The 13,582-nt window shown below is 51.4% G+C and carries 13 protein-coding genes and 1 pseudogene; 8 read left to right on the forward strand and 6 right to left on the reverse strand.

Going from position 1 to position 13,582, the window contains the following annotated elements:
- Window positions 1-43 precede the first annotated feature (43 nt).
- From ACZ1HA_RS20905 to ACZ1HA_RS20930, 6 genes are all read left to right on the forward strand, one after another.
- Complete coding sequence (locus tag ACZ1HA_RS20905) at window positions 44-1,183, forward strand: rhamnan synthesis F family protein (RefSeq protein ID WP_472715374.1); 1,140 nt, start codon at window positions 44-46, stop codon at window positions 1,181-1,183.
- Window positions 1,184-1,276: 93 nt separating this feature from the next.
- Entirely contained in the window at window positions 1,277-2,797 is a 1,521-nt protein-coding gene (locus tag ACZ1HA_RS20910; protein WP_472715375.1) for an HAD-IIIC family phosphatase, read from the forward strand.
- A gap of 234 nt (window positions 2,798-3,031) precedes the next feature.
- Window positions 3,032-3,274, forward strand: coding sequence for an acyl carrier protein (locus ACZ1HA_RS20915; RefSeq protein WP_472715376.1), 243 nt, complete (start codon window positions 3,032-3,034; stop codon window positions 3,272-3,274).
- Complete coding sequence (locus ACZ1HA_RS20920) at window positions 3,228-3,872, forward strand: GNAT family N-acetyltransferase (RefSeq protein WP_472715377.1); 645 nt, start codon at window positions 3,228-3,230, stop codon at window positions 3,870-3,872. The genes ACZ1HA_RS20915 and ACZ1HA_RS20920 overlap by 47 nt, the downstream gene beginning before the upstream one ends.
- Window positions 3,862-4,269 carry a VOC family protein gene (locus ACZ1HA_RS20925; RefSeq protein WP_472715378.1) on the forward strand — a complete coding sequence of 136 codons (408 nt, stop codon included), beginning with the start codon at window positions 3,862-3,864 and terminating at the stop codon, window positions 4,267-4,269. Before ACZ1HA_RS20920 ends, ACZ1HA_RS20925 begins: the two co-directional genes overlap by 11 nt.
- 46 nt (window positions 4,270-4,315) lie before the next feature.
- The gene (locus ACZ1HA_RS20930) at window positions 4,316-5,026 is read left to right on the forward strand and encodes a class I SAM-dependent methyltransferase (RefSeq protein WP_472715379.1); all 711 of its coding nucleotides are present in this window, start codon (window positions 4,316-4,318) and stop codon (window positions 5,024-5,026) included.
- On the opposite strand, the gene ACZ1HA_RS20935 is transcribed toward ACZ1HA_RS20930, so the two are convergent.
- The 4 genes from ACZ1HA_RS20935 to ACZ1HA_RS20950 all read right to left on the reverse strand — a co-directional run bounded on the left by ACZ1HA_RS20935 (window position 5,023) and on the right by ACZ1HA_RS20950 (window position 9,080).
- Window positions 5,023-6,141, reverse strand: coding sequence for a DegT/DnrJ/EryC1/StrS family aminotransferase (locus ACZ1HA_RS20935; RefSeq protein WP_472715380.1), 1,119 nt, complete (start codon window positions 6,139-6,141; stop codon window positions 5,023-5,025). The two genes, ACZ1HA_RS20930 and ACZ1HA_RS20935, sit on opposite strands and share 4 nt — an antisense overlap.
- Before the next feature lie 140 nt (window positions 6,142-6,281).
- Window positions 6,282-7,598 (reverse strand): glycosyltransferase family 61 protein, encoded by a 1,317-nt coding sequence (locus ACZ1HA_RS20940; protein WP_472715381.1) that lies wholly within the window; start codon window positions 7,596-7,598, stop codon window positions 6,282-6,284.
- A 113-nt stretch (window positions 7,599-7,711) separates the two neighbouring features.
- Window positions 7,712-8,617, reverse strand: a complete 906-nt coding sequence (locus ACZ1HA_RS20945) for a sulfotransferase family protein (RefSeq protein WP_472715382.1) — start codon at window positions 8,615-8,617, stop codon at window positions 7,712-7,714.
- 52 nt (window positions 8,618-8,669) lie between these two features.
- Window positions 8,670-9,080, reverse strand: a complete 411-nt coding sequence (locus ACZ1HA_RS20950; RefSeq protein ID WP_472715383.1) for a sugar 3,4-ketoisomerase — start codon at window positions 9,078-9,080, stop codon at window positions 8,670-8,672.
- Between the two features lie 119 nt (window positions 9,081-9,199).
- Between ACZ1HA_RS20950 and ACZ1HA_RS20955 the strand changes: the two genes are divergently transcribed.
- The gene (locus ACZ1HA_RS20955; protein WP_472715384.1) at window positions 9,200-10,144 is read left to right on the forward strand and encodes a glycosyltransferase family 2 protein; all 945 of its coding nucleotides are present in this window, start codon (window positions 9,200-9,202) and stop codon (window positions 10,142-10,144) included.
- A 355-nt stretch (window positions 10,145-10,499) separates the two neighbouring features.
- On the opposite strand, the gene ACZ1HA_RS20960 is transcribed toward ACZ1HA_RS20955, so the two are convergent.
- Window positions 10,500-12,260 carry an ABC transporter ATP-binding protein gene (locus tag ACZ1HA_RS20960; RefSeq protein ID WP_472715385.1) on the reverse strand — a complete coding sequence of 587 codons (1,761 nt, stop codon included), beginning with the start codon at window positions 12,258-12,260 and terminating at the stop codon, window positions 10,500-10,502.
- Between the two features lie 307 nt (window positions 12,261-12,567).
- Here ACZ1HA_RS20960 and ACZ1HA_RS20965 point away from each other — a divergent pair, with 307 nt between their 5' ends.
- Window positions 12,568-12,696, forward strand: coding sequence for a hypothetical protein (locus ACZ1HA_RS20965; protein ID WP_472715386.1), 129 nt, complete (start codon window positions 12,568-12,570; stop codon window positions 12,694-12,696).
- Window positions 12,697-12,749: 53 nt separating this feature from the next.
- On the opposite strand, the pseudogene ACZ1HA_RS20970 reads toward ACZ1HA_RS20965, so the two are convergent.
- Window positions 12,750-13,219 (reverse strand): annotated as a pseudogene (locus tag ACZ1HA_RS20970) (transposase); the annotation flags it as partial.
- Window positions 13,220-13,582 lie beyond the last annotated feature (363 nt).

The following is a 13,582-nucleotide window of genomic DNA, read 5'->3' on the forward strand; positions in this document are numbered from 1 at the left end:
AATGGACGCGGTCAGCGGTTGACCGGCGGGTTAGGACAACTGGATGATACCGCTTTGGAAGGTGTGGCGAGAAATAAAACGCCCCTACAAAGGCTGGAAAAACGCTCCGGCAGACGTGTTTACTCGTTTGTGCGGTGCGAGATATTACGATTTTTTCCTGTCTCACAAGGTCTCGCAAGTTCGGGGCAGGCAAACGTACACCAGTCGACATGCGGTATATTTGATTTACCCAAAAGATGGGCTTCAGCAGTCTCACGAAAACTGCTTGAAATATCTCAATGAAAAGGGGATCTGCGTAACCGTTGTTTCTAATGTTTGCCTGTCGGCAAACGACAGGAAGCGCGTCGAGTATCTGTGTTATTCTTATATTGAGCGCCCTAATTTCGGATATGATTTTGGAGGGTACCGCGATGGGGTATTGTCTATTGAAGAGCGTTTCCACGATATTCAGCAGCTTATCCTGCTGAACGATTCCTGCTGGTTTCCGTTGAGCAGAGACTCGGATTGGCTGGATGATGTTGAAAGCCTTGATGTCGACTTTGCGGCGGCCGCATCAAACTATGGGTTGCCGCGCCCGAATCCTGTCAACTTCCGTGAAATGGATTTCAGGTATCGAACCAACCATCCCAACTTTCATTACTGCTCTTACGCTCTCTCTTTCGGACCCGGGGTGCTCCGGCATCCGGACTTTCCGCGTTTCTGGAAGAAATTTCCGTTGTCTAACAGTAAGAAGCGTACCGTTCGACGAGGAGAGATTGGCCTGACCAGATGGGCTTTGCGCAATGGTGTGACGCATGGATCGACGCTCGATATCGGAGGTATGAGCGATGCTTTGCAACTGATGACCCAGCACCGACTGCGCGAAATTGCCGACCGGTTGATTGTGATGAACGATGCTCAGATGCGTAAAGTTCAAGCCGCCACAGCGCCCGCCAGTCTGTCAAAAGATGAGCTGATCAAGTACATTCTGACCACTGTTGCGCGTAAGGGCGCAAGTTACGCGTCAGCCGAGTTCAACATTTTCGACAATGGTTTCCAGTTTCTCAAAAAATCGCCCACCTGGCTGGAAAAGGATACGTCCGATAAGACGTTGGCAATCCTCGAAAGAATCGGCTCACCTGCTTCTGAATCCGCAGCGGCCGAAGCACGTATGATCCGCCATCGGTTTTGGCCTGACATCTGATTGCGAAACCCGTTTCCAGGTTATACAAGGCTGCCTGACAGCGTAACAAGAGAGCCGCACATTCCGGTGCGGACCAGATTGGAACCGTACTCAGTGACAGCTGATACCGAGAACGATCAGGCCGAGAAGAGCGCCGTTCCAGATGCGAACGTAGAGGCGGCACTCAAGCGTGCGGAACTTCAGAAAGTTGTGTTCGGCCGTGAACCACGCAGAGCCGAGCTTATGCGTGCGGCCGGTGTCGTAGAACTTTCTGGAAGTGCAAGCAAACTACGCGTGCACCGAAACCAGTCTTTCGAATTTGTTGCTTCTCTGTTGCCGGCATTCTCTGGATTTTCTGGCCGGAAGCTAGAATCGGACATCGGAGACTACGATGACTCACTCAGTTTTGCGATCTCGGGAACAGCCGATGTCGAGCTGATCTGGCTTGACTATGAACGCTACAAGCTTTCGCCCGGTGAACTGTCCGATTGGCTCAAATCCCGTGTGGTAGCTCTTCGGTCTATGAGTGATGCCCCCATCCTTTTGGCGTCATGGGCTGGCGGTTCTAAACAAGCGGTAACTTTCAATGAGGGCATCCAGACCTGGGAAAGAGATGTTCCCGGGTTTCGTGTGCTGCCTTTGCATGAAATAGCTGCTGATTTGGGCGAATCCTATTTCGATCAGCGTATGTCTGGTGTCGGGGCTACAAGGCTTTCCGAGCGCGCCAACGTGACCGTGGCAAGGCAGCTTGGCCTTTGCTGGTTGCCATCAGTGCTGGAACCACGTCTCAAGGCGGTCGTTTTTGATCTTGATAACACGTTGTGGGGCGGGGTCCTCGGTGAGGACGGTCCGTCCGGTGTTATTGTGGATCAGGGATATGATACGCTGCAGAAACAGGCAGTGGCTCTGGGGGAAACGGGTCTCTTTCTGGGCGTTTTGTCGCGAAATGAAATTGCCGACGTCCAGACGATTTTTGCTTCGGGCAGAATGTGTCTCCCATCCGAGAAGCTGTCTGCGCAGTCGATCAGTTGGGGCTCCAAGGCTGACGGGCTGACGGAAATCGCAACTGAACTGCGTATCGGATTCGATTCTATTCTTTTCGTGGATGATAATCCCGGCGAGCTTGCTGCCGTAGCCTCTGCCTGCCCGGGTGTTAAGCTTTTGCACGCAACAGAAGATCCGGTCGAAACCAGTAGGGCGCTGAAGTATTTTCCGGGGCTGTTTACGTGGGGCGTTGACGAAGCTGATCTGCTCAGGTCTGACGATCTTGCTACAAATAACGCGCGTCTGGAGCTGCGTCAGCAGGCGATGAGCAAAGCTGATTATTTGAGTTCGTTGCAACTGAAGCTTCGTATTGCTGTTGATCCTAAAGGACACAGCGAGCGCTTGCATGCACTCAGTCAGAAAACCAACCAGTTCAATACTGCTTTGCAGAGACTGTCTCCGACGATGGTTTCAGATTATCTGGAGGACGCGCGCTCACACGTCGCAGGTCTTTGGCTGACGGACCGGTTTTCGGATTCTGGGCTGATTGCTGCACTGTTTTTTTCATATGAAGGCTCTGGTGCGATATCTGTTGATGAGATCTGCGTCAGTTGCCGGGCGCTGGGACGGGGGTTGAAGACGCTATGGTGACAGCGGCTATTGATGCAGTAAATGCACGGCTTGTCGCTGCAGGAAACCAGCCTGTTGCTACAGTTCGGTTTGTGTTCAAGACGGGCCCGCGAAATGCGCCGGCCCGCGAATGGCTTGAACGATTCAGCAATCAGACCCTTGATGGTCAGAACAGTATCGCGGTGCAGTGGGACAGTCTGCCTGGACTGGCTGAGGCGCGATCCCTCCCCATCAGCATAGAAATAGGTGAGCAAGATGCGGACTGAAGAAATTGACGCGCGCGTGCGTGACGTTCTCAGGCTTTCATTTAAAACCGAGGTGCCGTCAGAAGGCAGTTTTTCCCGTGAGGATGAGCCTAAGTGGGATTCTCTGAAGCATGTGGAAATGATTTTCATGCTCGAAGATGAGTTTCAGGTTCAGTTTGCGGAAAGCGACTTTGCCAGGCTGACTAGTGTTGCCGAAATTGTGGCGCTGGTGGAGTCAAAGCTTGCGACATAGTGTTAGGCTCACCGGTGCAGGCTATACGCTTAGACCGGTCACAATGGATGATGCTGCAGCCATTGTTGCTTTGCGTAGTGATCCGGAAAAATCGCGGTTTGTGCACGCAATTTCGTCAGACGTTGCTGAACAGGAGAAATGGCTGGCACGCTATTTTGAAAGGCCGGGCGACTGTTATTTTGCAGTTGAACGCAGCCATGATCAAAGGTTTGAAGGCACGGTCGGTATCTATGACATCGAAAAAGGTCATGCGGAGTGGGGACGGTGGTTTCTGTTGCCTGGATCGCTGGCCGCTCCCGCCTCGGTGTTCCTGACTTACCGGGCTGCTTTTGAAGAGCTTGGACTGCAAAAGCTGTATTGCCGGACTGTTGCTGACAACAAAGCGGTGGTTTCTTTCCATGACAGTTGTGGTTTGAAGCGTTCTGGTGTGATTTCGAACGCTTTTACGCTGGGAACAGAACCTGTAGATGCTGTTGAGCATTTTCTTGAGAGAGCACAGTGGCCCGAGGTTCGTGATAACCTCAGTATCCAGGCAAATCGGATCTCGCGCCTGATCATGCGCAACGCACCCACAGAAAAGCAGAAACATGGACTTTGATCCCGATATATTCCGGTTCCATCATATTGGGGTTGCCTGCCGGCGAATTGAAACTGAAGAGCGTGGGTGGATTGCCCTCGGGTATGCGCGCGAGGGTGACAGGTTTGAAGATCCGCAGCAAGGTATTGCAGGAGTTTTCATTGTTGGTCCCGGACCGCGTATGGAACTGCTAGAAGAACTTCCCGGTTCCGACACTCTTACGCCATTTCTGGACGCGGGCACAAAAATGTACCACCACGCGTATGAGGTTCCAAAGCTAGAACTGGCCGAAGAAATACTCCGGCAATACCGTGGAAAAGTAATCTCCCCGCCCAAGCCGGCAGTCGCATTTGGCGGCCGCCGCGTGGTATTCATGATTTTGCCCAACCGGATGATTACCGAACTCATAGAATTGTAGACGCCTTGCTTGTCTGTTGAGCAGGGACTGAAAATGGAGACACAGAGTGGACGAAACAAGCGCGCTTGAGGGGATTGCTCAGAACTCACTATACGCCTTTGGCGTGAATACCGACATGGTTCAGTACAGTTTCGAAGTGTTCCGCCGTTATTTTCGTGGGACAACAATTCTGGAAATGGGCCCCGCGGAAGGAGTGATGACGCAGCTGTTGGCCGAAACAGATTACGAAGTGTCTGTGGTCGAAGGTGCAGAGTCCTTTTGCAGGGATTTAAAGCAAAGATACCCGTCAATCGAAGTTACACAGAGTTTGTTTGAAGACTACGTACCCTCGAAAAAGTTCGACAACATTGTCCTTGGGCATGTGCTTGAACATGTTGCAGACCCGGTTGGCGTTTTGTCGCGTGTTCGCGGTTGGCTTTCCGATGATGGCGTTGTGCTGGCCGCAGTTCCCAACGCTCATTCTCTTCATCGGCAGGCTGCTGTCTTGATGGGGCTTCTTACGCATGAGCAGCAGATGAATGAGGCGGACCTTCATCATGGACATCGTCGGATTTATACAGCCGAAGCGCTCCGTCATGATTTCATGCAGGCTGATCTCGAAGTCGACTTCTTTGGTGGGTACTGGATGAAACCTGTTTCCAACAGTCAGATCGAACAGTCCTGGACTTCAGAGATGCTCAACGCTTTCATGAAACTGGGTGAACGTTACCCGGACATAGCTGCTGAACACTTTATTGTTGCGTCCAGAAAAGACTAACCGGCTGGGCTCGGAAGCTGTGCCACAATTCTGTTGACTGCATGGATAACCCGATCCTGATGGTCGGGCAGCATATGCGGGCCAAAGGGCAGTGTTAACATGTCGCCGGCAAATTGTTCGGCAAGTGGGAAACTGCCGTTACCATATTCTAAATCTTGGTAGGCTTTTTGCAGGTGGGGTGGAATGGGATAATGTATCATCGTTTCGATACCCTCATTTGCCAGCTGCTCTTTCAATATATCGCGTTTCGGGTGCCGGATCACGAAAAGGTGCCAAACGGGATCTGCCCACTGCGGAACATGCGGTAAAACCACATCTGAAAGTTGGTCCAGATAACGCTGAGCATTGCTTTTGCGAGCGTCCGACCAGCGATCAAGATGCTGCAGTTTTACGCTGAGGACGGCAGCCTGTATCGGATCGAGCCGGCTGTTGGCGCCCAGTTCATCGTTCACGTATTTCTCAGATGAGCCATAGTTCCGCAGCAATGCAACGCGCTCTGCAATGTCCGACCTGTTTGTTGTTACAGCGCCACCGTCTCCAAATGCGCCGAGGTTCTTTCCGGGATAGAAACTCCAGCAGACGATGTCACCCGCGCTGCCAATTCGAGCTCCCCTGTATCGCGCGCCGTGTGCTTGCGCAGCATCTTCGATCAGCGCTATCCCATGTTTCCCGGCAGCCTCTCTGAGCGGGTCGAGGTCCGCGGGTTGTCCATAAAGATGAACAGCAATTATCGCACGGGTTCTTGGTGAGATCGCATCGTCAATCAATTCCGGATCAATATTATAGGTTCTGGGGTCGGGCTCGACCGGAACCGGGATGGCGCCGACAGCAGATACTGCCAGCCAAGTCGCTATAAAAGTATTGGATGGAACGATTACTTCGTCACCTTGGCGGACATTCAATGCGCGCAGCGCCAGAACCAATGCATCCAGACCATTCGCCACACCGACGCAGTATTCAGCATCGCAGTATTCAGCAAAGGAGCGTTCAAAAGTTTCAACCTCCGGACCCAGTATATACCAACCGCTGTCCATAACCCGACAGATCGCTTCGTCTATGTCAGATTTGAGTTCTAGGTAACTGGAGCGAATGTCGAGAAACGGTACCTTATACATAGATTTTTCCGTATGCTCTCTGGATCAGTTTGCTCGACGGTACAGTATCACTCGGATATCTGAATTCAACTTTCCGCCGGATGCTATATGCCGTGCTGTGACCTGCAGTACATCTGGAATTGAAGGCGAAAAAGCCTTTTTTACTGAACAGTCTCATGTCTCGCAGTGGGAACAGAGAGGCCTGTCGCAGGAGGGCAGAATGAGGGGGTAACCAACTGTTTGAGGTGCTCTTCGAAAACTTCCGGAGACACTTTGTAAGTCGCTCTGAAGGCTTCGTCTGAATTCAGGAGGTGCTGGTCCGGTTCAATAAATAAATGGTAGATGCTCACATCTGAGACTTCGGAAAGATTTGAGAACACACATACCTGATCATATACGTTGAGACACCAGATCAGGCCCTTTGTACCCGGATTTCCAAAAAGCATGTTGGTCCACGCGGCACCTGATGCGCCCACCACAATTTCTGCGCCCTGAAAAAATTCCAGCTGTTCCTTCAGAGACCGTGTTTCGGGATACAGAATGTGGAACCCGTATTTCCTCGCAATGCTGATCAGTTCTTCCTGATTATAACTCCTATTGGTGTTGGTCTTCGGTGCCGGGCGGGCCAGAAAAAGCCGCTTGGGTGTATCCTTCGGCCCGACGTCAAAGTGATTCAGAATTTTTCGTCTGAAGTCTCTGAAAAACTGCGCGTCCTGATAGTGATCATCGGGCGTTGGCCAGTCGGTGTTGCGCACATGACAGGGCACAAATGAAGGCGGTTCAATTACTACGAGTTGGTTTACCAGCGTTGTTTTGTGGTCAGGAATTCTGACGATCTTCCTGCCGGCAATGAACGGTTCAAGAAGTTCTTCGAAGGTTGATCCCGCAACACAGCTTTCCGGAACAAGCAAAGGGTAGTCGTCGTATTCTGAAGGCAGTTGCTGCGCCAGTTCGGCCCGGGGTACTGTTTCCATCGTCCAGTGATACCAGTTGGTCGCACCACTGCCGAAGACGCATATGCCTTTGTCAACTGTCTGGTGGTACTTTTGCCGTGTGACGATACGGCGATCTACGGTCATTACCTGATATACTTCTTCAGGCGTCGCAAACAGCCGGTGTCTCTGATCGAAATAGACCTGTGGAGTAAATGCGCCCTCTGGCGTAGCGATGACAGAGGAGTTTCCGGACACCCGGGCGTTCTGAAAAACGAACGGTACGGTCGGTGCCATCTCTGATGTGACCACTCGCTTTGGCATCCCGGTAACGCGCGGCGGGACGACTCGAGATGTTCTTCCGGAATGTACAGGAGGCAGTTCAAATGCTGCACCATCCGCGTAAGAGCCAAAAATGCCCGAACTGAACTTGCTCCGCGCAAGTAATGTGCGTGCAATGGCTGAGCCCGGCCCCCCGGAATTGGCCGCCCTAACAATGCTCCTGAGTATCCGGCGTTTAAGCGGAAGTGGACTGTTGTCGACCATCGGTTTTTCAGTTGCCCTCACATTGTCGTCTCTCTGGCTATCGCAAAGGTGCCATCGCTTCAACTCAAAGTAGTTTGAATGAGCGGAAGTTCCCGTTTGTGCCAATTTATGGTTCAGACCCAAGAGCTCACAGGGTCGATCACTCCGGGATGAACCTTTGAGAATGACCGAACCAGCCGGTTTCTCAGAGCGGTGCGATTGTCGCGGAGCCTGTATCTGTCCAGCGCCTTGTGCTGCAGAGTGAATTCCTCGACAACGGCGACCTCAACAGGCGTCAGTTCAAATTTCTTACTTACCAGTCGCTCCTTAGTGATAGGCGCGGCCAGTTGTTCTGCGCTGTAGAATGCATCATCTTTCAAGTCGACATGAACAAATCCGCCGTTCTGAATATCCAGCATTTCCGGCAGATATCTGAGCCCGAGGTGGTCGCAAACACCTGAAACCGTTTTCTCGGGTTCATTCACAAGATCCTCGTAATAAACGACCATCACGGCATGAGAGCGTGACGCGCTGTCCAGCCCCGCCTTGAAATACGCGTTCATGCTCCTGACGGCCCGCCGGACATTTGACAAATCTCCGTGCTTTTCTGCTTTGGAAGATACCCTACCTGCGACAGTTTTCATCGAATTAATAATATCCCGGGGATCGCGAACCATCATGATGCAGCGCGCGTTCGGAAAGGTCTCAATGATATGGTCAAGCTCCAGAGCGTTTGCCGGAGTCTTTTCGCAAAAAACTGTCTTGTCGCTTCGACCCAAGCGCTCTTTGAAAATCGTTTCAAAGAATGCTGTGATCGCTTTTTGCAATGTTGGTTCATCCACAATGCGGTCGATGCGACCTGATCTGATGCTGTCACGCATGGAACCCTGCATCATCTGCATAAGCGCAGGCATGAAATCAAATTCTGGGCCTGCAAATACGTCGGGATGTGCACCCATAATGCGCTGCATCAGTGTCGTGCCAGAGCGTGGCGGGCCTGCTATAAAGACCAGTGGTGTGGCGGCGCCAGTGTCGGTCATATCAGTCCTCCAGAATGCAGTCGGTTATGGTGTCGCCTTTGTCCTGTCGGATTCAGACAGCACCAACGGCAGCGCAGTATTCACCCCAGTCACGTATGTAGTCGTCTTCATCATAGCGCTCCGACGCCATCACCATGCAGACGGCGCCCGATGAGAAATTATCGAGATAGCGCCACATCATCGGACAGATATAGATGCCGTAGTAGGAACGGTTCAGATGGAACCTCTGCTCTTTGGTTCCATCGTTCAGCAACAGATCAAAGCTGCCGGACATGCAGATCATGAACTGGTGCAAATTTTTATGCGCATGCGCCCCGCGATCAGAGCCCCCTGGCACGTCATACAGATAGTAAACCCGTTTGACGCTGAACGGAATGTGGACATCCCCCTCAACAAAAGTAAGGTTTCCACGTTGGTCAGAGATTTTTGGCAGGTCGATCCTGCGGCAATTCGAAAGTGGCATTTAAAACAACTCTGGTTGCGCCCGTCGTGCCTATCTCATGACACACTGGCCCACAAGCTTGCAAAACGCTACACTATCATGATCGTGTTGAGGCCCTTGGGAATACGGAGGCAAGCGAGTTGACACAGAGTGCAAAGGAAGCGGATCTGTGCTCTGTTGTATGCATCTGTTACAATCACAGTGCATTCGTCGAAGCGCACCTGCGCTCTGTCTTTCAGCAGGAAGATGAAAATATCGAGATTGTCCTGCTTGATGATGGTTCGGATGATGGATCGCTTGAAATAATAAACAGGGTGCTCAAGGAATGCCCTTTTGAGCACAAAGTGATCGCGCAGCAAAACACCGGACGCGTCAGCTTGAACTGCAACCGGGCACTGGAATCTGCGCGTGGCGAGTTCGTAGTTGTTATATCCTGTGATGACATACTGTTGCCCGGCTCGCTGAGCAAAAAACTTGAACAGATGAGAGCGGATCCAGCTTTGGTTTTTGTTGCCAGTTCGCGTAACTATATCGTGGATCCGCGTGGCGAAATAATAGACGAAGGCCTCCTAACTCCAACCCACGGGAAACAGATTACGGATCCGAAGGTGCTTCTGGAGATCGAATACGAATCTTTGGGATCGTTTTATTTTCAGGCCGGTGTTTTTCGTATGGATGTCATCGTCAGCGTGGGAAAGTACGACGAGGACCTTATTGGTGACGATATCGTATTGAGAACAAAGATCGTCCAGTACCTGATAGAAAATCCAAACCGATCTTTTGATCTAATTGATCAACCTTCATTCGGTTATCGGAAACACGGCGACAATCTGCATGGGAACAGCTTGCGCCAGATCAGAACTGTCGTGGAATGGAAAAACCGGTTCTTTCCTGACCGGGCTTTGCCCGAATTAGCTTTTCGATGGATGGAAAGGTTCTTCCGATCAAGCGCGAAGGCTGGCAATACAAAGGCGCTGCGCGAGGCCCTTGCACTAGATCCACAGATCGAAGAGCATTTTGATCAGTATAAAAAAATTGGAAGTACAGGGTTGCTCAGATCTTTGGGTATCTTCCGTCCTTCATGAAGTGACTGCCTGAACGACCTGGGTAGCTTGTTTGGCCGTTTGTTTCTGTATCCGCTGTTCTGCACCGCGACGCCAACGCCAAAATGATCAGTCATCTGAATGCGCTGGTCCGTACGAAGCGCAACGCGCCTTTGCGGAACCCCTTCATTCGTTTCAGTCCTGGGGGGTTAGTCGCCGTTGACGCGGAAAAAGCTTTCAAAGGATTGGCAGCAAACTGCAACAGATGAAGATCGCTGTCGTGATACGCATGAAATAAGCCAGAACCTTTGCATTCTGAGACGGCTAGGACACAGGATGCAGTGGGACCGGACAGCGAAAGTTAATCAGGTCAAACAGTGAAGAGTTCTGAGCGCTTTCAGCCTGTTTCTGAGGCAAGGAACTGGCGGTCGTACAGAGACCGGAAAACCCCGTTTTGGGCAAGTAACTCAGTCTGTGTGCCTTGCTCAATTGCTTCCCCGTCCTTGATGACCACGATTTTGTCGGCGTTGAGAATAGTAGAAAGCCTGTGTGCGATCACTATTGTTGTGCGACCTCTAGACAGAGTCTGCAGCGCGCCGCTGACCAAGTGTTCTGACTCGGAATCGAGGGCACTCGTTGCTTCATCCATTATCAGTACAGGGCTGTTTCGAAGAACAGCACGTGCAATCGCGATCCGTTGACGCTGGCCGCCGGAAAGATTGTTGCCGTTTTCTCCAACATGAGTATTGTACTGATCCGGCATCTTTTGAATGAAATCATGAGCATTGGCCGTTTTTGCCGCTGCAATAATCTCTTCATCGGATGCGTTCTCCCGACCCAATGCGATATTCTGTTGCAGTGTACCGTCAAAGAGAAACGTCTCCTGACCAACAAAACCTATCTTTTCCCGCAGAGACTCAAAGGTGGTCTGGCGGATATCAAGCCCATCAATCTCAATACTCCCGCTTTTCGGATCGTAAAGGCGCAGAATGAGGTTGATAATGGTGGATTTACCGCCGCCTGAGGGACCGACAAGAGCAGTTGTTTTCCCAGCTTCGAAGGTCACGTTCAGATTGCGCAGAAGAGGTTCTTTGTTTGTGTAGTGAAAATTTACCGAACGGAACTTTATTTGACCCGGTCCGTCCGACAAAGGCTCTGCATCGCGCGCTTCTTCGACCGAAATCGGGGTATCAAGTATTTGATACATGAAACTTACGCCAACCAGACCGGCTTCGATACTGATGCGCATTCGGGCGAGACGTTTCGCGGGTTCATATGCCATCAGCAGCGCGGTGATAAACGACATCAGTTCGCCGGCCGATGTTGCGCTGTTACCGAGAATTCCGACGGCACTGAGAGCGACAACACCTGCGATGGCGAAGCCGGACAGTGTTTCCATCAGTGGACTGGTGGCCCCGTTAAGTCTGGCCATGGCATTCGACCGCTTTTCGACCTCGGTGATGGCCGCGTTCATCCGTTCTGCCATGTATTCTTCAAGAGCGAAGGCCTTTACAACACGGATGCCGGTGGATGTTTCCTGGATAACCCTGATGATTTCTGCCGAAGACATCATGTTTGCTTCAACAATGCCGCGTACTCTCTTGAGAATGACGCGTATGCCAAGAATGGCCAGTGGGCCAAAAACCAGAGAAAACAAAGAAAGGGCAGGTTGCTGATAGACCATTACAAAAATCAGTCCGATCAGCGTCAGGAGATCGCGAACAAACCCCATGATCAGCGTATCAATAACAGTTCTCGCTGCTTGGGCAGAGCTTGTCACGCGCATCAGGATGTTCGAGGAGTCAAGGGAACTGAAAAAGGAAACTCCGTGTTGGAGTAGTCTGTCATATAGGTTACGTTGCTGGTTCGCTACTATTCGGTTACCCGCCCGACTGAGAAAAACCACTTGTGTATAGGTGGCAGCCCCTTTGACAGTAAAAATAGCCGCTACGCTTGCTGCAACACCCAGAACGGCGCCGCGGTTTCCGGAAGCCACCATTGAATCAATGATGTCCTTCATGATCCAAGCGGTCAAAGCCGTGGTAATCGCGATGATAACCATTGCGAGAACAGCCACACTGTAATTAAATGCTTGGTTTCTGAGGTTTTCCTGGAGGAGCCGCCCAAGCATTCCAGTATTTATGTTTCCCAGAAACATCGTGTTCTTCCCATTGGTTTAAGGCCTCGTAAGTAAGGAGGATCAGGTCGGCTGTAAAGGATGGTAAGGTGAATGACATTCGAAACTCGTCTGAACTTTTGACGGAACTGAGTGCTGTTTGCAGGCAGCTTTCAGCAGTGTAAGGACGTAGTCCGGCAGTCTGCGATTCATTAAATGCTCGGCTTCGAAACCATGCTGGGCATTGGCGCTTAGACATTGTGTGTACGGCAAAGCACGCAGCCAGACAACTCATGTGCTCATGTCCGTTCTCATTGTCACTGGAACTGATAATGTAAGCGGCATCGCCATGAACGTTGCAAAGCGTTCCTTTCTTTCAGATGAGGGGCATTTCGACTACAGAACTTCGGTGCACGAAAAACATATCTACCCGTATGCGGCGCACTGGTTTTTCGAGGATTTTCCCGACCTGCTTTGAACGTCGTGCCTGTCGTTTCCTGTAGTCAGATCACACGTTGTTTTAAATCAAAATTAGGGCTGGAAGGTCTTGACTGTGAGCGATACCTGAACTGCGACTCCTCTTGCCTTCGACGGTTGGGGGCGTTGGCCTGTCTCCGTAATCATCTTTTCGCGGAACACTTCAGCGGGCGTCTTCCATCCGGGACATTTTCTGTGTGTCGCGTTGAGGCGGTCGCAGATCATTTTCAATTCATGATCCGTGACTGCCATGATGTCGCGTTTCCCCGGCAGCCATCCATCGACCGGCAGGCGATTGCAGAGCAATCTGCCGAGAGGGATCGGGCGCGCCGGCTGGTGTTCTCAACCGTGCCTTTCTGCCAGGGTGAGGACGGATCGCAGAACCATGTTTGCGTTCCGATTCCGGCCTGCAGGTACGGCCAGCTGACGAACCCGGACCCACGATCAAGGGTGATTGATTTACGCGCCGGGTGGGGCAGGTCGCGCACCGCTTTCATGATCTTGCTCATGACAGGTTTCGTGCGGAAGTAACCCGCGTACTTCTTCGGGAAGGCATCATCGGCCCGGAAATTGCGTTTGATCTCGCGAAAGGTCGTCGATTTGTGCCATCTCTCTGACGGGCACCTTTGCATGCCACCAGCTCTCGATCTTACGGCGTTCTTGCAGTGATAGTTGCGTGCAAACTGCGCCCATGCGGTATTCTCCTATTAGATAAATCATTGTTTTCTAATAGTAATCACACTTCAGGGGGAGCGCTTGCCACTACTCCTACTTGTGGTCTGTAATCGATCTTATGTTAAATTATTTAAATGCGGCGGGGAATAGAGACTCGTATTTGTTCATTGATCACCTGTAACTTGGCTCCACATATTTTCAGCCAAAGGTTG

It is taken from the genome of Roseobacter sp. S87, assembly GCF_055693285.1.